This window comes from Streptomyces sp. NPDC127100 (assembly GCF_042724095.1).
Taxonomy (GTDB): Bacteria; Actinomycetota; Actinomycetes; order Streptomycetales; family Streptomycetaceae; genus Streptomyces.
Genome location: NZ_JBHXFL010000032.1, coordinates 66,184 through 90,397, shown reverse-complemented (window position 1 = coordinate 90,397; position 24,214 = coordinate 66,184). Strand labels below are relative to the sequence as shown.

Sequence of the window (24,214 nt, the reverse complement as noted above, 5' to 3'; positions counted from 1 at the left end):
GCGGGGGGGGCGTCGGGCCGGGGCGCCCAACCCTTCCGGCGCGCGCCCCCCCCCGGGGGGTGCGGGGGGCGGCGGGGGGACCCCCCCCGCCCCCCCCGCCCTTTCGCCGTCCGCGCCGCCGGGCGTCAGCGCCCGTCCGACGGCGCCGGAAGCCGGGCCCCGGGCTTGAACAGCGGGACCCCCTGGCCGTCCGTCCCCACGACCTTCCGGTCGCCGAGCGGCCCGCCGAGCGTCACCGTCCGCGTGTACTCCTTGGCGATCAGGATGCAGATCCGGTCCGGATGCGGGGTCTCGGTCACCGTGACCGTCACCCGCCCAGCGTCCTCCTTCGCCGTCGCGTCGTAGTCGGAGCACACCCCGCCGGTGAAGTGCACGGTCAGCTCGGAGCCCTCGGCCGTGTAGCCGCTCACCGGCACGTCGTGGGGCGAGGCCGGTGCCGACGCGGACCCGCCGGAGGGGGACGGCGACGGCGCGGGCGAGGTCAGGTACTTCGGCTCGACCGCCGGATACGTCACCGTGAACACGTCCTCGGTACCCGGCGCGCGCACCTCGAACAGCCAGGACGGCACCAGCGTCGGCCGGCCCCGCACCGACTGCGTGGCCAGCCCGAACACCGCGTCCCGGACCGTGACCGTCTGCCCGCCGGACGTCCCCGGCTTCCCGGACACGCCCGCCGACGGCCCGCACGGCCCCTGCGGCATGTCCTCCCGCGCCGGCACGGGCCCCGTGCACCCGCCGATGCCGGCCCGGGAGCCGCCGCCCGGCGCGTTCAGCAGCGCCAGCGTCTCCTTCGCGTCCAGCACCGGATACGTGTCCCCCTTGACCGGCGCCTTCACCTGGCCGCTGCCGCCGACGACCTCGCCCTGCGCTCCGACGACCACACCGGTCGTCCAGCCGTACGTCGGCAGCCCGCCGACCTCGGGTTCGGCGTTCACCGCGCGCCGGGCGCCCATGACCTGGCTCGCGTCCAGCTTGGCGTCGTCCTGGCCCAGCGCCTTGAGCACCGGCGCCGCCGCCCTCTTCGCGGCCTCCTCGCTCACCGGTGCCCCGCCGGCGGACGGCGCCTTGCACGCCGGGCCCTTGCGGCAGTCGTCGGTGCCGGGCGTGTACCGCTGGAACGTCCAGGTCCCCGGCGCCTGCCGGTTCACCGTGAGCAGCGGGCCCGCGCCGTCCTTGGCGTTGCCGGCCTTCCATGCCCCGCCCTGGAGCCGCGGCGCGCCCTCGATGCCGAGAGCCGCCGCCAGGCGGGCCACCTCCTCCTGGCCGACCTCGCCCCTGGCCCCGTACACGGGCGCCGAGCCGGGACCCTCGGGGAGCGGGCCGGCGGCGCGGTAGGTGACGCCGTGCGGGTCGGGCTCGCCGGGCGCGATGCCGTTGGTGTCACCGCCGCCCCGGCCGCCGGGGGACGGGGTCCCGTACCCGTCGAGGGCGAGCGGCGGGGGAGTGTCGTCGCCCGGTGCCCCGGAGGACGTACCGCCGTCCGAGTCGCCGCCGGACGCGGACGTGGCCAGATACGCGCCGCCCACCCCCACGGCCAGCACGGCGGCGGCGACTGACGCGACGGCGACCGCCCGGGGGCGCCGCCGCGCGGGACGCCCGGTGCCCGCCTCGCCGGCGGCGGGGACGTCGTCGTTGTCGGGTCGCTCGGTGTTCACCGCATCGCTCCTTCGGCTGTTGCTGGGGACAGCGGTGGGACGCGGTGGGGGAGGATCCGGTTCCCCTCGGCCGGCGCGTGTCGCCCGAACGGCCGAAGGAGGCCCGGAGGGGCCCTAGTCCCCGTAGTCCGACATCGCCTCCAGCAGCCGGGCCGACGTCCGCGGCACACGCACGCCGTGGATCAGCGACAGGGGGACGGGGCGGGCCGTCACCCGTACGGGCGGCGCCCAGTGCGGCGTCATCCGGGCGCAGTCGCCGCGGAGCGACGCCAGACCGCCCTCGAGGTCGGCCGGGGCGGGTGCGACGGTCTTCGGGTTCGTCATAACGGAACCGTAGGCACGTTCGATGCGGCGTAGGAAGTTCTACTATCGGGTAGTTTCGCCTGCTTCGGAGTCGGCGTGCCGCCGGGTAGCGTGAACCGGTAACCCCGCCTCCCCTCAGGAGAGAGTCCACGCCGTGCGCATCGCAGTCACCGGCTCCATCGCCACCGACCACCTCATGACCTTCCCCGGCCGCTTCTCCGACCAGCTCGTCGCGGACCAGCTGCACACGGTCTCGCTCTCCTTCCTGGTCGACCAGCTCGACGTGCGCCGCGGCGGCGTCGCCGCGAACATCGCCTTCGGCATGGGCCAGCTCGGCACCCGGCCGGTCCTGGTCGGCGCCGCGGGCTCGGACTTCGCCGAGTACCGGGCCTGGCTGGAGCGGCACGGCGTCGACACCGACTCGGTGCGCATCTCCGAGACGCTGCACACCGCCCGTTTCGTCTGCACGACCGACGCCGACCACAACCAGATCGGCTCCTTCTACACGGGCGCGATGAGCGAGGCCCGCCTCATCGAGCTGAAGACCGTCGCCGACCGCGTGGGCGGCCTGGACCTGGTCTCCATCGGCGCCGACGACCCGGAGGCGATGCTCCGGCACACCGAGGAGTGCCGCGCCCGCTCCATCCCCTTCGCCGCCGACTTCTCCCAGCAGATCGCCCGGATGAACGGCGACGAGATCCGGATACTGCTGGACGGGGCGACCTACCTCTTCTCCAACGAGTACGAGAAGGGGCTCATCGAGACCAAGACCGGCTGGACGGACGAGGAGATCCTCGCCCGCGTCGGACACCGGATCACCACCCTCGGCGCGCGGGGCGTGCGGATCGAGCGGGCCGGCGAGGCGACCATCGAGGTCGGCGTCCCGGACGAGGAGCGCAAGGCCGACCCGACGGGCGTCGGCGACGCCTTCCGCGCGGGGTTCCTGTCGGGACTGGCCTGGGGGGTGTCGCTGGAGCGGGCGGCGCAGGTCGGGTGCATGCTCGCCACGCTGGTCATCGAGACGGTCGGCACCCAGGAGTACCAGCTGCGCCGCGGGCACTTCATGGAGCGGTTCACCAAGGCGTACGGGGACGAGGCGGCGGAGGAGGTCCAGGCGCACCTGCGCTGAGGTCCCGAGCGGGGCGGCCGCCGGGCCGCCCCCGGGGCGTCAGCCGACCCGGCGGACCAGGTAGGCCGTTCCCCTCTCCGCCGGCTCCTCGCCCACGTACTCCTGCCCCCGCATCTCGCACCACGCCGGGATGTCCAGGCGGGCCGCCTCGTCGTCGGACAGGACGCGGACCGTGCCGCCGACGGGGACGTCGCCGATGACCTTGGCCAGTTCGATCACCGGAATGGGGCAGCGGCGGCCGATCGCGTCCACGACGAGGTCGGCCCCCGCCTCCCGGACGGCCTCTGTCCCCGTCGGCGCCCCCAGCTTCTCCCGGACCGCGGCCACCGTGCCCGGCAGCACCTCCAGGAACCGCTCGACGTCCTCGGCGGGCGTCCCGGACGGCAGCGACACCCGGACGTTGCCCTCGCTGAGCACGCCCATCGCCCTCAGGACGTGGCTCGGCGTGAGGGTGCTGCTGGTGCAGGACGAGCCGGAGGAGACCGAGAAGCCGGCCCGGTCCAGCTCGTGCAGCAATGTCTCCCCGTCGACATAGAGACACGAGAAGGTGACGACACCGGGCAGCCGGCGCTCCGGGTCCCCGACCACCTCCACATCCGGCACCGCGCCCGGCACCCGTGTCCGGATCCGCTCCGTCAGCTCCCGCAGCCGGGCCGCCTCCTGGGCCGCCTCGGCCCGGACCGCCCGCAGCGAGGCCGCCGCGGCCACGATCGCCGGAAGGTTCTCGAAACCGGGCGCCCGGCCCGACTCCCGCTCGTCCCCGGGCCCTTGCGGCGCGAACCGGACACCCTTGCGCACGACCAGCAGCCCCACCCCCGAAGGCCCGCCCCACTTGTGGGCGCTGGCCGCGAGCAGCGACCAGTCGCCGGCCACCCGCCCCCAGCCCAGCGACTGGGCCGCGTCCACCAGCAGCGGCACCCCCGCCGCGCGGCAGGCCTCCGCCACCTCCGCCACCGGCTGCTCGGTGCCCACCTCGTGGTTGGCCGACTGGAGACAGGCCAGCGCGGTGTCGCCCCGCAGGACCGCCGCGTACGCCGCCGGGTCCACCGCCCCCGTCCGGGCCACGGGGACCTGCGTGACGGTGCCGCCGTCCCGCTCGTGCGTCTCGGCGGCGTGCAGGACGGAGGAGTGTTCGACCGTTGACACGATCAGGTGGCGTCCGGCGCGGCGCCGCCCCGCCAGCGCGCCGGCCACGCCCGAATGCACCGCGCGCGTCCCCGAAGGAGTGAACGTCAGCTCGTCCGGCCTGCACCCCACCGCCTCGGCCGCCGCCTCCCGGGCCGCGTCCAGCAGCAGCCGGGCCCGCCGTCCTTCCCGGTAGAGCCGGGCGGGGTCGGCCCACCCCTCGTCGAGGGACGCCTGGAGGGCCTGGCGGGCCACGGGATGGAGCGGAACAGCGGAAGCAGCGTCAAAGTAGGCCACGGGGCAACGCTATGACGTCCGGCGGGGGAGTGCCGCCGGGGGGCGGGGAGCCGTGCCCGGGACCCGGTTCCACCGCCGGGCGCGGGGGGCCGCGACGCACCGTCAGCCGCCGGAACGGCCGCATCACCGGCCCCCGTAGGCCCTCCACCCCACCCTTCGGGGTGAGCGGCGGCGCGTATGCCACCCTCCCCGCGACCCCCCCGAGGGCGTCGGCTAGGGTTTGGTCCGCATAAACATCAAACCCCTGCCCGACGCAGGGCGGCGACCGACCAGCGAGAAGGCCGCAGCCGAACAGCGCGGGCGAGACTCTCGGGAAGGCGCTACGTGAGTCCCAACGGCTCCGACCGCTCGCCGCGGCGCCCGATGCGGCGGAAGCTGCTGCAGGCACTGACCGCGGGCCTGGTCCTGGCGACCGCCACCGGTTGCACATACAAGGACTTCCCCCGCCTTGGCATGCCCACCCCGACCACGGAAGAGGCTCCGCGGATCCTCTCCCTGTGGCAGGGTTCCTGGGCCGCCGCGCTCGCCGTCGGCGTGCTGGTGTGGGGCCTGATCCTGTGGTGTGCATTCTTCTACCGGCGCAGCCGCACCAAGGTCGAAGTTCCACCGCAGACCAGGTACAACATGCCCATCGAGGCGCTGTACACCATGGTCCCGCTCATCATCGTCTCGGTGCTGTTCTACTTCACGGCCCGTGACGAGTCCGAGCTCCTGAGCCTCAAGAAGAAGCCCGACGTCACGGTGAATGTCGTCGGCTTCCAGTGGAGCTGGTGCTTCAACCACATCGAGGACGTCGCCGGTTCCACCGGCGACGCCAAGACGTCCGCGGAACTGGAAGCGATCCCGAACCGCTTCAAGGACGACTTCCCGGCGAACGCCGGCGGTGTCTACGACTGCGGTGTACCCGGCACCCGGAACCCGCAGACCAACAACCCGGGTCCGACCCTCTGGCTCCCCAAGGGCAAGACGGTCCGCTTCGTGCTGACCTCGCGCGACGTCATCCACTCGTTCTGGGTGCTGCCGTTCCTGATGAAGCAGGACGTCATCCCGGGCCACACCAACGCCTTCGAGGTGACCCCCAACAAGGAGGGCACCTTCCGGGGCAAGTGCGCCGAGCTGTGCGGCGTGGACCACTCCCGGATGCTGTTCAACGTGAAGGTCGTCTCCCCGGAGCGTTACGAGCAGCACCTTCAGGACCTCGCGAAGAAGGGGCAGACCGGTTACGTTCCCGCCGGCATCGCGCAGACGAGCCACGAGAAGAACCGGGAGACGAACAACCTGTGAGCATCCTCAACGAACCCCAGGGTGCCGCGGCAGGGTCCCACTACGAGGACGAGCTGCCGGTCCGGCGCCAGAGGCGTGGTGAAGTGGTCGTCAAGTGGCTGACCACCACGGACCACAAGACCATCGGTACGCTGTACCTGGTCACGTCGTTCGCGTTCTTCTGCATCGGCGGTGTGATGGCGCTCATCATGCGCGCCGAGCTGGCCCGCCCGGGTCTGCAGATCATGTCGAACGAGCAGTTCAACCAGGCGTTCACGATGCACGGCACGATCATGCTGCTGATGTTCGCGACGCCGCTGTTCGCCGGCTTCGCGAACTGGATCATGCCGCTCCAGATCGGCGCGCCGGACGTGGCCTTCCCCCGGCTGAACATGTTCGCCTACTGGCTCTACCTGTTCGGCTCGCTCATCGCGGTGGGCGGCTTCCTCACCCCGCAGGGTGCGGCCGACTTCGGCTGGTTCGCCTACTCGCCGCTGTCCGACGTGGTGCACTCGCCGGGCATCGGCGGTGACCTGTGGATCATGGGTCTGGCCTTCTCCGGCTTCGGCACCATCCTCGGCTCGGTCAACTTCATCACCACGATCATCTGCATGCGTGCCCCGGGCATGACCATGTTCCGCATGCCGATCTTCACCTGGAACGTCCTGCTGACCGGTGTGCTGGTCCTGCTGGCCTTCCCGGTGCTGGCCGCGGCCCTGTTCGCGCTCGAGGCGGACCGCAAGTTCGGTGCGCACGTCTTCGACTCGGCCAACGGCGGAGCGTTGCTGTGGCAACACCTGTTCTGGTTCTTCGGGCACCCAGAGGTGTACATCATCGCGTTGCCGTTCTTCGGCATCGTCAGTGAGATCATCCCGGTCTTCAGCCGCCGCCCGATGTTCGGTTACATGAACCTGATCGCGGCCACCATCGCGATCGCGGGCCTGTCGGTGACCGTGTGGGCGCACCACATGTACGTGACCGGCGGAGTGCTACTGCCGTTCTTCTCGTTCATGACGTTCCTGATCGCGGTCCCGACCGGCGTGAAGATCTTCAACTGGATCGGCACCATGTGGAAGGGCAGCCTGTCCTTCGAGACGCCGATGCTGTGGACGATCGGCTTCCTGATCACCTTCACCTTCGGTGGTCTGACCGGCGTGATCCTGGCCTCGCCGCCGATGGACTTCCACGTCTCCGACTCGTACTTCGTGGTGGCGCACTTCCACTACGTGGTCTTCGGCACCGTGGTCTTCGCGATGTTCGCCGGCTTCCACTTCTGGTGGCCGAAGTTCACCGGCAAGCTGCTGGACGAGCGCCTCGGCAAGATCACCTTCTGGACGCTGTTCGTCGGCTTCCACGGCACCTTCCTGGTCCAGCACTGGCTGGGCGCCGAGGGCATGCCGCGTCGTTACGCCGACTACCTGGCGGCCGACGGCTTCACCGCCCTGAACACGGTCTCGACGATCGCCTCGTTCCTGCTCGGCATGTCGATCCTGCCGTTCTTCTACAACATCTGGAAGACGGCCAAGTACGGCAAGCCGGTCGGCGTGGACGACCCGTGGGGCTACGGCCGTTCGCTCGAGTGGGCGACCTCCTGCCCGCCGCCGCGGCACAACTTCCTCACCCTGCCGCGCATCCGCAGCGAATCCCCGGCGTTCGACCTGCACCACCCGGAGATCGCCGCGCTCGACCAGCTCGAGAACGTCGGTCACGGTGAAAAGACCCTCGCTGGCGGCAAGGAGGCCGGCAAGTGAAGATCCAGGGCAAGATTTTCCTCTGGCTGAGCCTCTTCATCCTCGCCGTGGCGGTCACGTACGGCGTGTGGTCGAAGGAGCCGGCCGGCGCCACGGCCCTCTTCCTGGCCTTCGCCCTGTGCCTGATGATCGGCTTCTACCTGGCCTTCACGGCCAGGCGGGTCGACGTCGGTGCGCAGGACAACAAGGAAGCGGACGTCGCCGACGACGCCGGCGAGGTCGGGTTCTTCAGCCCGCACAGCTGGCAGCCGCTGGCCCTCGGCCTTGGCGGTGCCCTCTCCTTCCTGGGTGTGGCCGTCGGCTGGTGGATCATGTACTTCTCGCTGCCGGTCATCCTGGTCGGCCTGTGGGGCTGGGTCTTCGAGTACTACCGCGGTGAGAACCGCACCCAGTAACACGCGATGAGCGCACAAGGGCCCGGACACTCCGTCAGGAGCGTCCGGGCCCTTCGTCTGCCGTACCGGACCTCACTCGTCCGGATTACTCCACCGTGCCGCCCTTGACGCCGCTCCCTAGCGTGAGGTCATGAGGAACACGGTTCACTTCCAGGCGCGGGGGCGTACGGTCGTCGGCTGCACCCTGCTGGTGATCGCTCTCGGCGCGAGCGCCACCGCATGCCTGGGCGACGACGACAATCCGCTGTCGGCCACGCCCTACGACGCGGCCGGCCAGATCTCCTTCAACGGCCCCACGGACGCCGGGAAGAAGGCCGACCCGGACAAGCCGCTGGAGGTCGTCGCCGAGGGCGCCGACGGGCGCATCACGGACGTGACGGCCGTGGACTCCGCCGGCCGCTACGTGGCGGGCGAACTCTCCGCCGACGGGGGCCGCTGGCACAGCACCTCACCGCTGGCCGCGGGCGCCCGCTACACGGTGCGCGTCAGCACCGAGGACGGGGACGGCGCACCCGGCCGCAAGGTCCTCACCTTCGAGACGGACAAACCCACCGCCAAGAAGACCCTGGACGTCACCTTCGGGCCCAAGGCGGGCGCGTACGGCGTCGGCCAGCCCATCACGGCGGAACTGAGCCGGCCGGTCGCGGACAAGGCCCAGCGGGCGATAGTGGAGCGCGGCCTGAGTGTGCGGTCCACCCCCGCGGTGCAGGGCGCCTGGTACTGGGTGGACGACAAGAAGCTCCACTACCGGCCGCAGGAGTACTGGCCCGCCCACGCCACCGTCCAGGTGCGCAGCAACCTCGACGGCATCAGGATCGGCGACCGGCTCCGGGGCGGCAGGACCACGTCCCTGAAGATCACCACGGACGACCACGTGGTCGCCGTCACCGACGCCGCCGCGCACACCCTGACGGTCTACCGGGACGGCGAGGAGGTCCGGCAGGTCCCCGTCACGACGGGCAAGCCCGGCTTCGAGACCCGCAACGGCGTCAAGGTCGTGCTGGGCAAGGAGCCCTTCGTACGCATGCGCAGCACCACCGTCGGCATCGCCGAGGGCTCGTCGGAGTCGTACGACCTGCCGGTGTACTTCGCCACCCGGGTCACCTGGAGCGGCGAGTACGTGCACGCCGCCCCCTGGTCCGTCGGCTCCCAGGGCTCCGCCAACGTCAGCCACGGCTGCGTCGGCATGAGCACCGAGAACGCCGAGTGGTTCTTCGGCGAGGTCCAGGAGGGCGACGTCGTCCAGGTGATCAACTCGGACGGCGAGACCATGGAGCCCTTCGGCAACGGCTTCGGCGACTGGAACCTGGACTGGGCCAAGTGGCGCCAGGGCAGCGCCCTCACCGGCGGCACCCCGAACGCCTCCGGCACGGCGGAGCAGGCCCGGGTGCGCCCGGAGAGCGTGTGAGAACGCCCCCCGGGGCGACGTCCCCAGGGGCTCGGGGAACGGAGCGGGCGGTCACGGCGGCACCGCGGCCGCCGACCGGCCCGTACCTCCGCCCCCGCGGGCGCCCCTAGACGCCCTGCATCCGCTTCTGGCGCAGCAGCGCGGCCAGTGCGCCCGCGAACTCCACCGGCTCCACCGGAGACGCCACAGCGGCCTCCGCACGGCTCCAGGTGGCCAGCCAGGCGTCCTGCGGCCGGGCGATGAGCAGCAGCACCGGCGGGCAGTGGAAGATCTCGTCCTTGATCTGCCGGCACACGCCCATGCCGCCCATGGGGACGGCCTCGCCGTCCAGGACGCAGACGTCGATCCCGCCCTTGTCCAGTTCCCGGATGACGGCGGCCGGCGTCGCGCACTCCACGAACTCGACCACGGGCACGTCCGGAGCCGGCCGGCGGCCGGTCGCGAGCCGCACCTGTTCGCGGGTGTTGGAGTCGTCGCTGTAGACCAGCACCGTGGCGGTCGCCTGCATGCTTCCTCCGATACGCGGTGGGGACTGTCGTGCCCGTTGCGCCGGATGCTACTCCCTCGGACAGCTCGTCAGCACTGGTTCGGACACGGCTTCGAGGGGCCGTTCGATGGGCCATACGGGCACTACAGAGGGGGCGGACACTCCGAACGGCACCCCCCGGGGTGAGGGCGGGATAAGCGACCGACATAATGTCGGTCGTGGCGACAGCAACGACAGTAGAAACCGGGCACGCGCACCCGTCGGTCAACCGGCCGAACCTCACCAGCGTCGGAACCATCATCTGGTTGAGTTCCGAGCTGATGTTCTTCGCGGCCCTCTTCGCGATGTACTTCACCCTGCGATCGGTGACCGGCCCGGACTTCTGGTCCGAGAAGGCCGACGCGCTGAACTTCCCGTTCTCCGCGACGAACACCACGATCCTGGTGCTCTCCTCCCTCACCTGTCAGCTCGGCGTCTTCGCCGCCGAGCGCGGTGACGTGAAGAAGCTCAGGATGTGGTTCATCGTCACCTTCGTGATGGGTGCGATCTTCATCGGCGGTCAGGTGTTCGAGTACACCGAGCTGGTCAAGCACGAGGGCCTCTCGCTCTCGTCGGACCCGTACGGATCGGTGTTCTACCTGACCACCGGCTTCCACGGACTGCACGTGACGGGCGGCCTCATCGCCTTCCTGCTGGTCCTCGGCCGTACCTACGCGGCCCGGAGGTTCACTCACGAGCAGGCGACCGCGGCCATCGTCGTGTCCTATTACTGGCACTTCGTCGATGTCGTCTGGATCGGCCTCTTCGCCACGATCTACATGATCAAGTAGTCGCGGCACGCACCCGCGCAATACCAGAAGCATCGACGCAGAAGATCCTGACACCGGGGTAATCCGTGAAAAAGCTCTCCGCACGACGACGCCATCCGCTGGCGGCGCTCGTCGTCCTACTCCTCGCGCTGGCATGCACCGGGGGGCTGTACGCCGCGTTCGCGCCCGCGAGCAAGGCGCAGGCCGATGAATCCGCCCAGTCCCTCGCCATCGACGAGGGCAAGAAGCTCTACGCCGTCGGCTGCGCCAGCTGCCACGGCACCGGGGGTCAGGGCACCAGCGACGGTCCGAGCCTGGTCGGCGTCGGCGCCGCCGCCGTCGACTTCCAGGTGGCCACCGGCCGTATGCCGGCCCAGCAGCCGGGCGCCCAGATCCCGGCCAAGCCGAACCTCTACTCGCAGGCCGAGATCGACCAGCTGGCGGCCTACATCGCCTCCCTGGGTGCCGGTCCGGCCATCCCGACGGAGGAGAAGTACGGCCCGGAGGGCGCGGACATCGCCGAGGGCGGTGAGCTGTTCCGCACCAACTGCGCCCAGTGCCACAACTTCACCGGCAAGGGCGGCGCGCTGACGCACGGCAAGTACGCGCCCAGCCTCGAGGGTGTCGACCCGAAGCACATCTACGAGGCCATGCAGACCGGCCCGCAGAACATGCCCTCCTTCCCCGACACGACCATGTCGGAGCAGAACAAGAAGGACATCATCGCCTACCTGAACGCGGTCAACGGTGACGAGACCGTCAGCCCCGGCGGTCTGTCGCTCGGCGGCCTCGGGCCGGTCAGCGAGGGCCTCTTCGGCTGGATCTTCGGCCTCGGTGCCTGCATCGCCGTCGCCGTGTGGGTCGCCGCTCGGACCGCAAAGGCCAAGAAGTCATGAGTAGCCAAGACATTCCAGAAGAGAACCTGCCTGCTGAGCAGGGCACCGCGCACGGTGCGGTGAAGGTCGCGGACGAGGCTCACCCGTTCGCCGACCCGGGGCTGCCGCCCCACGAGCACCGGATCCAGGACATCGACGAGCGGGCCGCCAAGCGGTCCGAGCGTGCGGTCGCGTTCCTGTTCACGCTGTCGATGCTGGCCACCGCGGGCTTCATCGCCTCGTTCGTGGCCATCCCGAACGACAAGGCGATCTTCGTCTTCCCGATCGGGCACGTGAACGCGATGAACTTCGCGCTCGGCCTGACCCTGGGCGTGGCGCTGTTCACGATCGGCGCGGGCGCCGTCCACTGGGCGCGCACCCTGATGTCCGACGAGGAGGTCGCCGACGAGCGTCACCCGATCGAGGCGGCCCCCGACGTCCGTGCCAAGGTCCACGCGGACTTCAAGCAGGGCGCCAAGGAGTCCGTGATCGGGCGCCGCAAGCTGATCCGCAACACGATGCTGGGCGCGCTCACGCTGGTGCCGCTCTCCGGCGTCGTCCTGCTGCGCGACCTCGGCCCGCTGCCCGGCACCAAGCTCCGCCACACCCTGTGGTCCAAGGGCAAGCTGCTCGTCAACATGAACACGAACGAGCCGATGCGTCCCTCCGACGTCGCGGTCGGCTCGCTCACCTTCGCCATGCCCGAGGGCCTGGAGGAGCACGACGAGAACTTCCAGAACGAGATCGCCAAGGCGGCCCTGATGATCGTCCGGCTCCAGCCGGAGGACATCAAGGACAAGCGCGAGCTCGAGTGGTCGCACGAGGGCATCGTCGCGTACTCGAAGATCTGCACCCACGTGGGCTGCCCGATCTCCCTGTACGAGCAGCAGACGCACCACGTGCTGTGCCCCTGCCACCAGTCCACCTTCGACCTCTCCGACGGTGCCCGGGTGATCTTCGGTCCCGCCGGTCACGCCCTGCCGCAGCTGCGCATCGGCGTGAACGACGAGGGCTATCTCGAGGCGCTCAGCGACTTCGAAGAGCCCGTCGGTCCTGCTTTCTGGGAGCGCGGATGAGCACGTCAGCGACCAACGAGTCCCGCTCTCGCGGGAAGGCACCGGCCGGCGAGCGCGTCGCCGACTGGGCCGACGGCCGGCTCGGGATCTACTCCCTGGCCAAGGCCAACATGCGCAAGATCTTCCCCGACCACTGGTCGTTCATGCTCGGCGAAGTGTGCTTGTACAGCTTCATCATCATCATCCTCACGGGTGTGTACCTGACGCTGTTCTTCCACCCGTCGATGAACGAGGTCACGTACCACGGCTCGTACGTGCCGCTGCAGGGTCAGCTGATGAGCGAGGCCTACGCCTCGACGATGAACATCAGCTTCGACATCCGGGGTGGTCTGCTCATCCGGCAGATCCACCACTGGGCGGCGATCATCTTCCTCGCCGGCATGTTCGTGCACATGATGCGCGTCTTCTTCACCGGCGCGTTCCGCAAGCCGCGTGAGATCAACTGGCTGTTCGGCTTCCTGCTGTTCGTCCTCGGCATGTTCACCGGTTTCACCGGCTACTCGCTCCCGGACGACCTGCTCTCCGGCACCGGTGTCCGCTTCACGCAGGGCGCGATCCTGTCCGTGCCGATCGTCGGCACGTACATCTCGATGTTCCTGTTCGGCGGGGAGTTCCCCGGCCACGACTTCGTGGCCCGGTTCTACTCGATCCACATCCTGCTGCTGCCGGGCATCATGCTCGGCCTGGTGGTGGGCCACCTGATCCTGGTCTTCTACCACAAGCACACGCAGTTCGCGGGTCCCGGCAAGACCAACAACAACGTCGTCGGCATGCCGCTGCTGCCGGTGTACATGGCGAAGGCCGGAGGCTTCTTCTTCCTGGTCTTCGGTGTCATCGCGGCCGTCGCCGGCCTCGTGACGGTCAACCCGATCTGGAGCATCGGCCCCTACCGGCCCGACCAGGTGTCGACCGGAGCCCAGCCCGACTGGTACATGGGCTTCGCCGAGGGTCTCGTCCGCGCCATGCCCGGCTGGGAGATCAACTTCTGGGGTCACACGCTGGTCCTGGGCGTGTTCGTCCCGCTGCTGGTCTTCGGTCTGTTCCTCGCCGCGATCGCCGTCTACCCCTTCATCGAGTCGTGGGTGACCGGCGACAAGCGCGAGCACCACATCCTGGACCGGCCGCGCAACGCCCCGACCCGTACGGGCCTCGGCGTCGCCTGGGTCACGGCGTACATCATCATGCTGATCGGCGGTGGCAACGACATCGTCGCCACGCACTTCCACCTGTCGATCAACGCGGTCACCTGGTTCGTCCGGATCGGGTTCTTCGTCGGCCCGGTCATCGCCTTCGTGATCACCAAGCGGATCTGCCTCGGCCTCCAGCGCCGTGACAAGGACAAGGTGCTGCACGGACGCGAGTCCGGCATCATCAAGCGCCTGCCGCACGGTGAGTTCATCGAGGTGCACGAGCCGCTCAGCCAGGGCGCCCTGCACACCCTCACGTCGCACGAGCAGTACAAGCCGGCCGAGATCGGCCCGACGGTCGACGAGAACGGCGTCGAGCGCAAGCCGAAGAGCGCGGAGAAGCTGCGCGCCAAGCTCAGCAAGGCGTACTACGGCGAGGGGTCGCAGATCCCGAAGCCGACCGTCGACGAGTACAAGGAGATCACGAGCGGCCACGGCCACCACTGACCCTCCAGCGTCGCCACACCACGGTCGAAGGGCCCCGTCCGGTCTGCGGACGGGGCCCTTCGCCGTGCCCGGGGGCTGGATAGGGTGGGACCACACTCCTTCCACGACGTACACGATTCAGGAGCGGCTCATGAGCGCTGTGACCCCCGCTGGAGGCGACACCGCGGCGGGCCGCTCCTGGCCCGCCCTGCTGAACGGTCTGCTGGACGGCCGCGACCTGTCCGCCGACGACACCGCCTGGGCGATGGACCTGATCATGCGCGGCGAGGCGACCGACGTGCAGATCGCCGGGTTCGCGACGGCGCTGCGGGCCAAGGGCGAGACCGTCGGCGAGATCTCCGGCTGCGTGCGGTCGATGTACGAGCACGCGCACGTGATCGAGGTGCCCGGCGAGACGGTCGACATCGTCGGCACCGGCGGAGACGGCGCCAGGACGGTCAACATCTCCACCATGTCGGCCGTCGTGATCGCCGGCACCGGCGCGAAGGTCGTCAAGCACGGCAGCCGTGCCGCGTCCTCGGCGTCCGGCGCGTCCGACGTGCTGGAGAAGCTCGGCGTCAACCTCGAGCTGACCCCGAAGCGGGTGGCCCAGGTCGCCGAGGAGGCCGGGATCACCTTCTGCTTCGCGGTCAAGTTCCACCCCGCGCTGCGCCATGTGGCGACCGCGCGCGGCCAGCTGGGCGTGCGGACCGTGTTCAACTTCCTCGGACCGCTGACCAATCCGGCGAAGGTGAAGGCCCAGGCGGTCGGTGTCGCCGACCCCCGGATGGCCCCGATCATCGCCGGGGTGTTCGCCGAGCGCGGCAACTCCTCCCTGGTGTTCCGCGGCGACGACGGCCTCGACGAGCTGACCACGACCTCCACCTCCCGGGTCTGGGTGGTGCGGGACGGCACGGTGACCGAGGAGACCTTCGACCCGCGGGACGTCGGCCTGGAACTGGTGCCGGTCGAGGCCCTGCGGGGCGCCGACGCCTCCTACAACGCCGACGTCGCCCGTCGGCTGCTGGCCGGCGAGGAGGGGCCCGTCCGTGACGCGGTGCTGCTGAACTCGGCGGCGGCGCTGGTGGCCCTGAAGCCCGGCGACGGCCCGCTCACCGAGCGGATCAGGGCCGGCATGGAGCAGGCCGCCGCGTCCATCGACTCCGGCGCCGCCCGGCGGACCCTGGAGCGCTGGGTGGCCGCCAGCAACGCCTGAGCGGACCGTGACGCCCGTCCCGCGATCCGGACCCGGGTTGCGGGGCGGCGATCACTTCACGTACGTTCCTTTCCAGGTCATGAGTGACAGTCATACGGCCCCGGCCGACTGTCCGGCAACCCTCCGTCCGTGGCGGGGTGCCCCGGGTGAAGACCAGGCCGTGGACAGCAGGGTTCACGGCAAGCGCGGACCCCTCGCGGAACCAGGGGTCCTGGGTCGTCCGAGGGAGTCTTCCGTGAATCAGCGAATGCGATAGGGCCGCAGAGCCCCGCCTCCGCATCCCCTCACTTCCTCTCGTCCCGCGCTCGAGCCGTACCCGCTCGCGCGGCGACGACCTCTGCCTTCACGGGAGCACCCATGTCCGTCTCCGCCGTCGCCGCCGACCAGTCCGTCGCCGCCCCGCTGCCCGTCCTGGGCCGGGACGTCACCGTCCCGCTCGTCACCGGCGGCGAGGTCACCTACGCCGCGCTCGACTACGCCGCCAGCGCGCCCGCGCTCCAGCGGGTCTGGGACGACGTCGCCGCCTACGCCCCGTACTACGGCAGCGTGCACCGCGGCGCCGGGTACCTGTCCCAGCTGTCGACCGACCTGTTCGAGAACGCCCGGAGGACCGTCGCCGAGTTCCTCGGCTGCCGGGACGCCGACCAGGTCGTGTTCACCCGGTCCACCACCGACTCCCTGAACCTGCTCGCCGCCGCCCTCCCGGCCGGCTGCCGGGTCTTCGTCTTCGAGACCGAGCACCACGCCTCGCTGCTGCCCTGGCGGGACGCGGACGTGACCTGCCTCGACGCCCCGGGCAGCCCCGCCGAGGCCGTCGAGACCCTGGAGCGCGCGCTGGCCGCCCGCGAGCCGTACGGCCCCGCCCTGGTCTGCGTCACCGGCGCCTCCAACGTCACCGGCGAGCTGTGGCCGGTGCGCGAACTGGCCGCCGCCGCGCACGCGCACGGGGCCCGGATCGTGCTGGACGCCGCGCAGCTCGCCCCGCACCACCCGGTCGACGTCCGTGACCTGGACGTCGACTGGGTCGCCTTCTCCGGGCACAAGCTGTACGCCCCCTTCGGCGCCGGCGTCCTCGCGGGCCGTGCCGACTGGCTGCGCGAGGCCGAGCCCTACCTCGCCGGCGGCGGCGCCAGCCGCAGCGTCACCCGGCGCGCGGACGGCGGCGTGGACGTGCGGTGGCACGACGGCGCCGCCCGCCACGAGGCCGGGTCGCCCAACGTCATCGGCGCCTACGCCATCGCCTCGGCCTGCAAGGCGCTCACCGAGGCCGGGTTCGCCACGCTGGTCGCGCGGGAGGAGTACCTGGTCCGCAAGGTCCGCGAAGGGCTCGCCGGGGTGCCCGAGGTCCGGGTCCTGTCCCTCTTCGGCGACGACGCCCCCCGCGTCGGCGTCCTCTCCTTCGTGGTCGACGGCTGGAACAGCTCGCACTTCGCCGCCGCCCTCTCGGCGGAGTACGGCATCGGCGTCCGCGACGGCCTGTTCTGCGCCCACCCGCTGCTGCGCACCCTGCTCGGCAGCGACCCGCAGACGCAGGGCGAGTGCGGCGCCCCCGAGGCGGCGCCGGGGGAGAGGTCCCTCAACGCCGTCCGGGTCAGCTTCGGCGCGGGCACCCCGGACGAGCACGTGGAGCGGTTCGTGAACGCCGTCAAGGAGCTGGTCAGCGACGGCGCCCGGTGGAACTACCGCACCGAGGACGGCCGGTGCGTGCCGGACACGTCCGCCGCCGGGACGGGCACCGCCGCCTGAGCCGTCCGTACCGGCGCGGCGGCGTCCGGACGGCGGGCCCTAGGGTCTGTCGTTCGGATCAGGCCGGCTGTGACGGACGGCGCGTCCCGGCCGGCCCGAGCGGGGTGTGGTGCGTGCAGCTGCAAGGCGGAGGAGGGCGCCAGGGCGGAGCCCTGGCAACCGACGACAACGCGGCAGATGTGAGTGCCACACCCCGCGACGCCGGCATGATCCAAACGGCGGGCCCTAGTTGTCCAGGCCGATCGCGAACGCCGCCTCGAGGTCGTGCTGCGAGTAGGTGCGGAACGCCACGTGGGTGTCCGTGCCCTCCACGCCCGGGATCTTGCTGATCCGGCCGGGGATGACCTCCGCCAGGTCCTCGTGCTGGTGGACCCGCACCATGGCGATCAGGTCGTAGGTGCCGGTGACCGAGAAGACCTCGGTGACGTTCTCCAGCGAGGCGATCTGCTCCGCGATCTCGGGGATCCGGTCCACGCTGGTCTTGATGAGGACGATCGCGCTGATCACGGCTGATTCTCTCCCTCGGTGCGCACTGGGACACCCACTCTAGGGCGTGGTCCGCCGGGAGGCGACGCCCGGCCGGGGCTTCGGCGCACCAGGGCCTCCAGCGAGGCGCGCATCGTCTGTCGTGGGCGTCGGGGTGCTCCGCCGCCGAGCCGGCGCGGGGCGTCGGCGAGGAGCTCCGCGTCGAGCGGCGGCGTGGGAAGGGGGGCGTGCGGGTCCGGGCCGGAGGCCGTCCAGGAGCGCCGTCGGCCGACCGCGCCCGCCGTCCACCGCCGGGGACCGGAGCCCCGCGGCGGCGGGCTGCGGTGCGTCAGCGCGGCCGGGGCACCATCGGCAGCGGGCCCGCGGTCAGGCTCATCTCGGCCCGCGGCCTCACCACGGTGCCCGGGACCGGGCACAGCCGCCAGCGGGAGGCGAGCGCGGCGAGGGCGAGCGTGGCCTCCGTCATGCCGAAGACGTCGCCGATGCACTTGCGGCTGCCCGCGCCGAACGGCAGGTACGAGGAGCGCTTGACGTCCCCGGCCCGCTCGGGCAGCCACCGGTCGGGGTCGAACCGCTCCGGGTCCGCGAACAGTGCGGGGACGCGGTGGATGACGTACGGGCTGACCAGCACGTCGGCACCGGCCGGCAGGCGGACGCCGCCCAGGTCCGTCGGCTCGGTCGTGGTGCGGGTGAACATCCAGGCCGGCGGGTACAGCCGCAGCGTCTCGGTGAAGATCCGCTGGGTGTACGCGAGCCGCGGCACGTCGGCGTACGCGGGCGGACGGCCGTCCAGCACCTCGTCGACCTCGGCGTGCAGCTTCGCCTCGGCCTCGGGGTGGGCCGCGAGCAGGTGCCAGGCCCAGGTCAGCGCGCTCGCGGTGGTCTCCACACCGGCCAGCAGCAGGGTCATGACCTGGTCGTGGACCTCCTGGTCGGACAGGGCGCCGCCGTCCTCCTCGTCCCGTGCGGCCAGCAGGGCCGACAGCAGGTCGCCGCGGTCCCCGCCGGCCCGCCGGTAGTCGGCGACGATGCCGTCGATGAGGGTGTGCAGCCGGCCGAGCGCCGCGTCGAACGCGCGGTTGGCGGGCAGCGGGAGCCTGGCCAGCAGCCCGGTGGGGTCCATGGCCCGGCGGTAGGCGCCGTGCACCATCACGGGCAGGCTGCGCTGGATCTCCGCGACCGAGTGCGGTGCCATCTCGGTCGAGAACAGCGCGCGTGCCGTCACCCGCGCCGTCAGTGCCTGCATCGCGTCGCCGACGTCGGTCGGCCGCCCGGCCTCCCAGGTCTCGGCGTGCGCCGCGCACTCGTCCCGCATGACCTCGGCGTAGGCGGCGATGCGCGCCGGATGGAAGGCCGGCTGCACCATGCGCCGCTGTCTGCGGTGGTCGGCCCAGTCGGAGGTGATCAGCCCGTTGCCCAGGATCGGGCGGGCCTTCTCCTTGACCGGTCCGCCGGTGTCGTAGACCCGCGCGTTCAGCAGCACCTGCTGCACCAGGTCCGGGTGGCAGGGCAGATAGGCGGGCCTGCTGCCGATGCGCAGCTCGACCAGGTCCCCCACGGCGGGCAGGGAGGACAGGAACTCCAGGGGGCGGCGGGCCAGCAGGTGCGCGTGGCCCACGAGGGGCAGCCGGCCGGGTGCGGGCACCGGCCGGGGCGCGCGTGCGGTGTCGGAAGGGATGGTCGTCATGCTTCGGATGTCCTCCGGTCCGGGACTGCGGCGTACGGAACGTCACACGGCAGCGTCGTCACCGCCGCTCCAGACGCATCGGCAGCGGGCCCGCCTCCAGGGTGGCCTTCGGTACGAGGCGCAGCTCGCCGCCCGGCACCGGACGCAGCCGCCAGCGCGCGGCCACGGTGGCGACGACGAGCGCGGTCTCGGTGAGCGCGAGGACGTCGCCGATGCACTTGTGGCTGCCCGCGCCGAACGGCAGCAGCGCCCCGCGGGGGACCAGCGCCGCGCGCTCGCCCTCCCAGCGCCCGGGGTCGAAGGTCTCCGGGTCCGGGAAGAGCTCGGGGTTGTGGTGCAGGGCGTAGGCGCTGTACAGGATCATCGTGCGGGCCGGGAGGGTACGCCCGCCCAGCCGGACCTCCTCGGCGGTGACCCGCATCGCCATCCAGGACGGCGGGTACAGGCGGAGCGCCTCGGTGATCACGTTGCGGGTGTAGGGCAGCGCGGGCAGGTCGTCGTAGACCGGGGTGCGTCCGTCCAGCGCCCCGTCCACCTCGGCGTGCACCCGCCGCTCCACCTCGGGCAGCGTGCCCAGCAGATGGAAGACGAAGGCCAGCGTCGAGGCGGTGGTCTCGCTGCCCGCGACCAGGAAGGTGATGACCTGGTCCAGGACCTGACCGTCGGTCAGCCTCTCCCCGGTGTCGGGATGCTCGGCCGCGAGCAGCATCGAGAGCAGGTCGTCGTGGCCGGTGTCCGCGCGGCGCCGCTGGGCGATCATGCCGGCCACGATCTGCCGCAGCCTGGCATTGGCCCGGTCGTAGGCCCGGTTGCCCGGGGTGGGCAGCCGCTCCAGCACGCCGAGGGGCGCGACGGTGCGCCGGTAGATGCCGTGCGAGACCGTGCGAAGGCACTGCCGGGCCTCCTCGATCGTCGCCGCGTCGAGGCCGGTGGAGAACAGCGTGCGGGCGGCGACCCGCATCAGCAGGCCGTGCATCGCGTCGCTGATGTCCCGCGTCTCCCCGGGCCGCCAGGTGTCGGTGACGGTGCGCGTGTCCTCCGCCACGGCCGTCGTGTAGGCGCTGATCCGGGTGGTGTGGAACGCGGGCTGGATCAGCCGGCGCTGGAAGCGGTGCTCCTCCCCGCGGGACACCGAGAGGCTGTTGCCGAGCAGTTGGCGGGCCTTGTCGAAGACACCGCCCTTGTCGAAGACGTGCGGGTGGAGCAGCACGTGCCGCACCAGCTCGGGGTGGGCGGCCAGATAGGCGCGTCCCGGCCCGAGCCGTACTTCGACCAGGTCTCCGTGGGCGGGCAGCGAGGCGAGGAACTCGAGGGGGCGGCGCCACAGTGCGGGCACGTGGCCCAGCACGGGCAGGGCGCCGGGCGCGACGCCGACCCGCCAGGCCCGTTCCGCCGCCGACTTGGTGGTGCGCATGCGGCGGTCTCCCTACTGGATCGTCGAGTTGACGTCGTTGACCGGGGCCTGGTAGCGCCGGTCGCGCGTGGTCCACACGAAGTTGCCGTGGATCAGGTCGAGCAGGACGTCCCGGGTGGTGTCGTCGAAGGCCCGTATGCACCGCAGGTCCTCGGCCATGTCGTCCAGCCGGGCGCCGAAGAAGCGCCGGAAGTCGTCCTCGTCCGACACGTCGCACAGCCGGAAGCAGTTGGTGACCTGCCCGAGGGCGTGCTCGCGGTCGTAGGAGTAGAAGTCGTTGACGACGGCCAGCCCGCGGGTCGTCATCCGGGCGGCGAGGCCCGTCTTGGCGTGCTCGGTCAGCTGCGGGTGCCGGTAGATCGGGTAGGACATCCGCATCCAGAAGTCCACTCCGACGTCGGTGACGCGGTAGCGGAAGTACTGCTCGGGCGAGGTGCCGCACAGCACGGTCTTCAGGCGGGAGTCGCGGAACATGTGGTCGCTGGTGACGAAGGCGCGGGCGCCCTCGTAAGCGAACTCCGCGTCCTGCGGGGAGTAGTACCGCTCGCACACCGAGCGCAGCTGGGGCAGGAAGAGGCCGAAGTCGTGCAGGGCGGAGTCCATGTCGTCCCAGACGAACGTCACGCAGTTGAGCACGCAGACGGCCTTGAACGCCTCCATGTCCACGATGTGCCGGGCGCTCTGCGACCAGCGCACCACGTCCATGTAGGAGATCCAGCGTTTGTCGGAGACGCTCTTGCCCAGCGGGGCGACGGCCCGGTTGCAGGCGTCGATGACCTCGCGCAGCTCCGCGTCCGTCATGGGCACCTTCCTCGCCTCGTACCCGACGTACCGGTCGAAGAGCCCGGCGAACGCGTCGGTGCACTCCTGCCGGTAGCGGGCGGCGCCGGTGGCCGGGGTCGCGGGGGCGGTCAGGTCGGCGCTCACGAGTTCCTCCTGGTGGCCGTGACGGCGAGGTGCTTCAGTTCGGTGACCGCCCCGGCGGTGAAGGGGGCGGCGTCCAGCGCGCGCAGGGCCTGCCGGTAGCGGTCGTCGATCATGCGTTCCACGGTGTCCCGGGCGCCGGTGGCCGCGAAGAGCCCGCGGACCTCCTCGGCGCCGGCCTCGTCCAGGTGGGGGTCGCCGATCAGCGCGCGCAGCCGGGCGGCCTGCGTCTCGGTCCCGGCCCGCAGAGCGAGGGCGACCAGGGTGGTGTTCTTGCCGGCGCGCAGGTCGTCGAGGCGGGACTTGCCGGTGTCGCGGACGTCCCCGTACACGCCGAGGAGGTCGTCGCGGAGCTGGAACGCCTCGCCCAGGGGCAGGGCGTACGCGGTGCACGCGGCCATCGCCTCCGGCCCGGCGCCGGCGAGGGCGGCTCCGATGTGCAGGGGGCGTTCGACCGTGTACTTGGCGGTCTTGTAGCGGTTGACCAGCAGTGTCGCGTCGATGTCGTCCGTCAGCTCGCCGGTGGCCTCCAGGTCCAGGTACTGGCCGAGCATCACCTCGGTGCGCATCTCGGTGACGAGCGGGAGGACGGCGGCCAGTTGCCCGGGGGCGAGCTCCGCGGTGTGCAGCAACTGGTCCGACCAGGCGAACGCGAGATCGCCCAGCAGCACCGCCGCGCCGAGGCCGAACCGCTCCGTCCGGTTGTCCGCCCCCTGCCCGGCCAGCAGGCGGTGCACGGTGGGGCGGCCGCGGCGGGTGTCGCTGTCGTCCATCACGTCGTCGTGGATGAGGGCGAAGGCGTGGAACATTTCGAGAGAGGCGGCGACCCGCACCACGGCGGATTCGCCGCTTTCCCCGCCGGCCGCCTGCCAGCCCAGCACGGTCAGGGCCGGGCGAATTCGTTTGCCGCCCGCCATGAATTCCGTGAGCAGATCGATGAGTCCGGCCATCTGCCGGCGTCCGGAGTTCTTCCTGCGGTCCTCCAGGAAATTCAGGAGAGCGGCGTCCACGGCACTTTTCGCCGTGTGCGCGTCGATTATGTCCGGAGATATCGTCTGGGTACTCATGTTTGTCTGCTTGATCCCCCTCGTGGGGCTCGCGGCGACGGCAGCGCCGGCGCACGGCCCGGCGGCGGAGGCGCGCACGCCGATGGGCGCGCCGAGGTACGGACGGGTGCGGGAGGCCGGTGGCGGGCCCCGGTGATGCGTGCGGTCGGAGGTCGCCCCGCCGGCGGCGAGCGGACCGGAAGGGCACGTCGTGGCGGCTCAGGCCGCCGGAGCCCCTACGGAGCGGTGCGCCGCGGTGCGGCGGGGCGCGGGCCCGGCCACGTGGGCGGGACGGGTGCGAGGTGCGCCGACGAGGATCTGCGGGGGCCGCCGGACGCGGACGGCGTGCGGCCCCGGCCGCGTGCGCCACCCCGCCCCGGGACGCGGGCGAACAGGGTGATCACCGGGCGGCGAAAGGGTGGGAAACGGTGCGGTGAGTCGCGGAACCATGTGTCACGGCCGGGTGTGTCCCGGCCTGCGGAACGGACGTACGAAGAGCCGTGCAACCGTATGCTCCGGACATTCGTCCGAAGTTCCTTCCCCGTTTTTTCCACTGTGTCCCCCGAGAAAGTGGCAGGTTTGGTCGCGGGTTCGGCGCCAACGCGTCCGAACCCATGAGCGATGGTATGCACAGGGCTACCGGGCGTGACAAGGGCATATATTTTCCGGGCGTTTTCCGCAGCCGTGTGCGAACGCCTCCGTTCCTCAGGCCGACCGGCCGTCCCCGTCCGGCTCCGAACCGGTGCGCGGCACGGGCTCGCCGGCGCCCCCGAACCGCGCCCAGGCGAAGACGAAGCCCAGCCCGAAGCCCACCAGGTGCGCGAGGTAGGCCACCCCCGGGCCGTCGCCGGCCCGCCCCGCCGCCATCCACTGGAGGAACGCCCAGAACGGCAGCACCACCCAGGCCGGGAAGCGCAGCGGCAGGAAGAGGAGGAAGGGCAGGAGGCTGGTCACGCGGGCGCGCGGGAAGAGGAAGAGGAACGCCCCGAGGACCGCGGAGATCGCCCCGGAGGCCCCGACCAGGGACTCCTGGGAGTGTGCGTTGGCCGCCGCGTAGCCCAGCAGCGCCAGGTAGCCGCAGCCGACGTAGAACAGCAGGAACTGGAGCCGTCCCATCCGCGCCTCGGTCATCGCGCCGAAGACGTAGAGGAAGAGCATGTTGCCGAGCAGGTGCACCCAGCTTCCGTGGACGAACAGCGCCGTGGCGGGGGTCAGGGCGGCCCCGGGGGAGTCCTCGAACAGTTCTGCGGGGATCACGCCCCAGCGGCGGAACCAGGCACGCTGCGCGGTGAGCAGCTCCTCGCCGGAGCGGTGGGCCGGATCGAACCCCGACGCCGGGCTGACCAGGAACAGCAGACAGCACAGGATGATCAGCGCGTACGTCACGGGCGCCGTCCGGCCGTGCGGCGGGCGGGCCGCACCGCGCGCCCCGGCCTTCCCGGCGGCCGCCCTCATCCAGTCGCGGATCATGAACACAGAGCATGACGCAACCGGGCGCATCCGCCCATA

General features: G+C 71.4%; 21 protein-coding genes and 1 riboswitch. Of the genes, 11 read left to right on the top strand and 10 right to left on the bottom strand.

Annotated features, from left to right (window positions below):
* Window positions 1–125 precede the first annotated feature (125 nt).
* Both ACFWJB_RS25450 and ACFWJB_RS25445 read right to left on the bottom strand, forming a co-directional pair.
* Window positions 126–1,655 (bottom strand): hypothetical protein, encoded by a 1,530-nt coding sequence (locus ACFWJB_RS25450; protein ID WP_386925064.1) that lies wholly within the window; start codon window positions 1,653–1,655, stop codon window positions 126–128.
* A gap of 114 nt (window positions 1,656–1,769) precedes the next feature.
* Entirely contained in the window at window positions 1,770–1,979 is a 210-nt protein-coding gene (locus ACFWJB_RS25445; protein ID WP_385460671.1) for a hypothetical protein, read from the bottom strand.
* 133 nt (window positions 1,980–2,112) lie between these two features.
* On the opposite strand from ACFWJB_RS25445, the gene ACFWJB_RS25440 reads away from it, so the two are divergent.
* Window positions 2,113–3,087, top strand: coding sequence for a carbohydrate kinase family protein (locus ACFWJB_RS25440; RefSeq protein WP_385460673.1), 975 nt, complete (start codon window positions 2,113–2,115; stop codon window positions 3,085–3,087).
* 39 nt (window positions 3,088–3,126) lie between these two features.
* Here ACFWJB_RS25440 and ACFWJB_RS25435 read toward each other — a convergent pair whose 3' ends face one another.
* On the bottom strand, window positions 3,127–4,509 hold the full coding sequence (locus ACFWJB_RS25435; protein ID WP_386925057.1) for a cysteine desulfurase/sulfurtransferase TusA family protein: 1,383 nt from the start codon (window positions 4,507–4,509) through the stop codon (window positions 3,127–3,129).
* A 324-nt stretch (window positions 4,510–4,833) separates the two neighbouring features.
* Here ACFWJB_RS25435 and coxB point away from each other — a divergent pair, with 324 nt between their 5' ends.
* The 4 genes from coxB (at window position 4,834) to ACFWJB_RS25415 (ending at window position 9,326) form a co-directional block, all read left to right on the top strand.
* Window positions 4,834–5,793 (top strand): cytochrome c oxidase subunit II, encoded by a 960-nt coding sequence (gene coxB / locus ACFWJB_RS25430; protein ID WP_386925055.1) that lies wholly within the window; start codon window positions 4,834–4,836, stop codon window positions 5,791–5,793.
* Window positions 5,790–7,523, top strand: coding sequence for a cytochrome c oxidase subunit I (gene ctaD, locus ACFWJB_RS25425; RefSeq protein WP_385460682.1), 1,734 nt, complete (start codon window positions 5,790–5,792; stop codon window positions 7,521–7,523). Before coxB ends, ctaD begins: the two co-directional genes overlap by 4 nt.
* On the top strand, window positions 7,520–7,918 hold the full coding sequence (locus ACFWJB_RS25420; protein ID WP_385460685.1) for a cytochrome c oxidase subunit 4: 399 nt from the start codon (window positions 7,520–7,522) through the stop codon (window positions 7,916–7,918). Before ctaD ends, ACFWJB_RS25420 begins: the two co-directional genes overlap by 4 nt.
* 130 nt (window positions 7,919–8,048) lie before the next feature.
* Complete coding sequence (locus tag ACFWJB_RS25415) at window positions 8,049–9,326, top strand: Ig-like domain-containing protein (RefSeq protein ID WP_385460688.1); 1,278 nt, start codon at window positions 8,049–8,051, stop codon at window positions 9,324–9,326.
* A gap of 106 nt (window positions 9,327–9,432) precedes the next feature.
* Here ACFWJB_RS25415 and ACFWJB_RS25410 read toward each other — a convergent pair whose 3' ends face one another.
* The gene (locus tag ACFWJB_RS25410; protein ID WP_386925052.1) at window positions 9,433–9,834 is read right to left on the bottom strand and encodes a hypothetical protein; all 402 of its coding nucleotides are present in this window, start codon (window positions 9,832–9,834) and stop codon (window positions 9,433–9,435) included.
* A gap of 188 nt (window positions 9,835–10,022) precedes the next feature.
* On the opposite strand from ACFWJB_RS25410, the gene ACFWJB_RS25405 reads away from it, so the two are divergent.
* The 6 genes from ACFWJB_RS25405 (at window position 10,023) to ACFWJB_RS25380 (ending at window position 17,148) form a co-directional block, all read left to right on the top strand.
* A complete protein-coding gene (locus ACFWJB_RS25405; protein WP_029393865.1) occupies window positions 10,023–10,643 on the top strand; it encodes a heme-copper oxidase subunit III in 621 nt (206 codons plus the stop codon).
* Between the two features lie 65 nt (window positions 10,644–10,708).
* Window positions 10,709–11,518 carry a c-type cytochrome gene (locus ACFWJB_RS25400; protein WP_385460693.1) on the top strand — a complete coding sequence of 270 codons (810 nt, stop codon included), beginning with the start codon at window positions 10,709–10,711 and terminating at the stop codon, window positions 11,516–11,518.
* Window positions 11,515–12,573: a Rieske 2Fe-2S domain-containing protein gene (locus ACFWJB_RS25395; RefSeq protein ID WP_385460696.1), complete on the top strand. Its 1,059-nt coding sequence runs from the start codon at window positions 11,515–11,517 to the stop codon at window positions 12,571–12,573. The genes ACFWJB_RS25400 and ACFWJB_RS25395 overlap by 4 nt, the downstream gene beginning before the upstream one ends.
* Window positions 12,570–14,207, top strand: a complete 1,638-nt coding sequence (locus ACFWJB_RS25390) for a cytochrome bc complex cytochrome b subunit (RefSeq protein ID WP_385460699.1) — start codon at window positions 12,570–12,572, stop codon at window positions 14,205–14,207. The genes ACFWJB_RS25395 and ACFWJB_RS25390 overlap by 4 nt, the downstream gene beginning before the upstream one ends.
* Window positions 14,208–14,337: 130 nt before the next feature.
* Window positions 14,338–15,402, top strand: a complete 1,065-nt coding sequence (gene trpD / locus ACFWJB_RS25385) for an anthranilate phosphoribosyltransferase (RefSeq protein WP_386925048.1) — start codon at window positions 14,338–14,340, stop codon at window positions 15,400–15,402.
* 75 nt (window positions 15,403–15,477) lie between these two features.
* A riboswitch (SAM riboswitch) is annotated at window positions 15,478–15,594 on the top strand.
* Between the two features lie 165 nt (window positions 15,595–15,759).
* Window positions 15,760–17,148 carry an aminotransferase class V-fold PLP-dependent enzyme gene (locus ACFWJB_RS25380; RefSeq protein WP_386925046.1) on the top strand — a complete coding sequence of 463 codons (1,389 nt, stop codon included), beginning with the start codon at window positions 15,760–15,762 and terminating at the stop codon, window positions 17,146–17,148.
* A 225-nt stretch (window positions 17,149–17,373) separates the two neighbouring features.
* Here ACFWJB_RS25380 and ACFWJB_RS25375 read toward each other — a convergent pair whose 3' ends face one another.
* From ACFWJB_RS25375 to ACFWJB_RS25350, 6 genes are all read right to left on the bottom strand, one after another.
* Window positions 17,374–17,655: an Lrp/AsnC family transcriptional regulator gene (locus ACFWJB_RS25375; protein WP_385460708.1), complete on the bottom strand. Its 282-nt coding sequence runs from the start codon at window positions 17,653–17,655 to the stop codon at window positions 17,374–17,376.
* Between the two features lie 307 nt (window positions 17,656–17,962).
* Window positions 17,963–19,321, bottom strand: coding sequence for a cytochrome P450 (locus ACFWJB_RS25370; protein ID WP_385460711.1), 1,359 nt, complete (start codon window positions 19,319–19,321; stop codon window positions 17,963–17,965).
* A 58-nt stretch (window positions 19,322–19,379) separates the two neighbouring features.
* Window positions 19,380–20,735, bottom strand: coding sequence for a cytochrome P450 (locus ACFWJB_RS25365; RefSeq protein WP_385460714.1), 1,356 nt, complete (start codon window positions 20,733–20,735; stop codon window positions 19,380–19,382).
* A gap of 12 nt (window positions 20,736–20,747) precedes the next feature.
* The gene (locus tag ACFWJB_RS25360) at window positions 20,748–21,662 is read right to left on the bottom strand and encodes a hypothetical protein (RefSeq protein WP_386925043.1); all 915 of its coding nucleotides are present in this window, start codon (window positions 21,660–21,662) and stop codon (window positions 20,748–20,750) included.
* A complete protein-coding gene (locus ACFWJB_RS25355) occupies window positions 21,659–22,726 on the bottom strand; it encodes a polyprenyl synthetase family protein (protein WP_386925041.1) in 1,068 nt (355 codons plus the stop codon). Before ACFWJB_RS25355 ends, ACFWJB_RS25360 begins: the two co-directional genes overlap by 4 nt.
* A gap of 684 nt (window positions 22,727–23,410) precedes the next feature.
* Window positions 23,411–24,175: a rhomboid family intramembrane serine protease gene (locus ACFWJB_RS25350; protein ID WP_385460723.1), complete on the bottom strand. Its 765-nt coding sequence runs from the start codon at window positions 24,173–24,175 to the stop codon at window positions 23,411–23,413.
* Window positions 24,176–24,214 lie beyond the last annotated feature (39 nt).

Excerpts from the sequence above, each read along its gene's own strand:
- trpD (WP_386925048.1), top strand. The coding sequence starts at position 14,338 with ATGAGCGCTGTGACCCCCGCTGGAGGCGACACCGCGGCGGGCCGCTCC.
- ACFWJB_RS25405 (WP_029393865.1), top strand. The coding sequence starts at position 10,023 with ATGTCGGTCGTGGCGACAGCAACGACAGTAGAAACCGGGCACGCGCAC.
- ACFWJB_RS25390 (WP_385460699.1), top strand. The coding sequence starts at position 12,570 with ATGAGCACGTCAGCGACCAACGAGTCCCGCTCTCGCGGGAAGGCACCG.
- ACFWJB_RS25350 (WP_385460723.1), bottom strand. The coding sequence starts at position 24,175 with ATGATCCGCGACTGGATGAGGGCGGCCGCCGGGAAGGCCGGGGCGCGC.
- ACFWJB_RS25395 (WP_385460696.1), top strand. The coding sequence starts at position 11,515 with ATGAGTAGCCAAGACATTCCAGAAGAGAACCTGCCTGCTGAGCAGGGC.
- ACFWJB_RS25415 (WP_385460688.1), top strand. The coding sequence starts at position 8,049 with ATGAGGAACACGGTTCACTTCCAGGCGCGGGGGCGTACGGTCGTCGGC.
- ACFWJB_RS25355 (WP_386925041.1), bottom strand. The coding sequence starts at position 22,726 with ATGAGTACCCAGACGATATCTCCGGACATAATCGACGCGCACACGGCG.
- ACFWJB_RS25370 (WP_385460711.1), bottom strand. The coding sequence starts at position 19,321 with ATGACGACCATCCCTTCCGACACCGCACGCGCGCCCCGGCCGGTGCCC.
- ACFWJB_RS25365 (WP_385460714.1), bottom strand. The coding sequence starts at position 20,735 with ATGCGCACCACCAAGTCGGCGGCGGAACGGGCCTGGCGGGTCGGCGTC.
- ACFWJB_RS25380 (WP_386925046.1), top strand. The coding sequence starts at position 15,760 with ATGTCCGTCTCCGCCGTCGCCGCCGACCAGTCCGTCGCCGCCCCGCTG.
- ACFWJB_RS25445 (WP_385460671.1), bottom strand. The coding sequence starts at position 1,979 with ATGACGAACCCGAAGACCGTCGCACCCGCCCCGGCCGACCTCGAGGGC.
- ACFWJB_RS25410 (WP_386925052.1), bottom strand. The coding sequence starts at position 9,834 with ATGCAGGCGACCGCCACGGTGCTGGTCTACAGCGACGACTCCAACACC.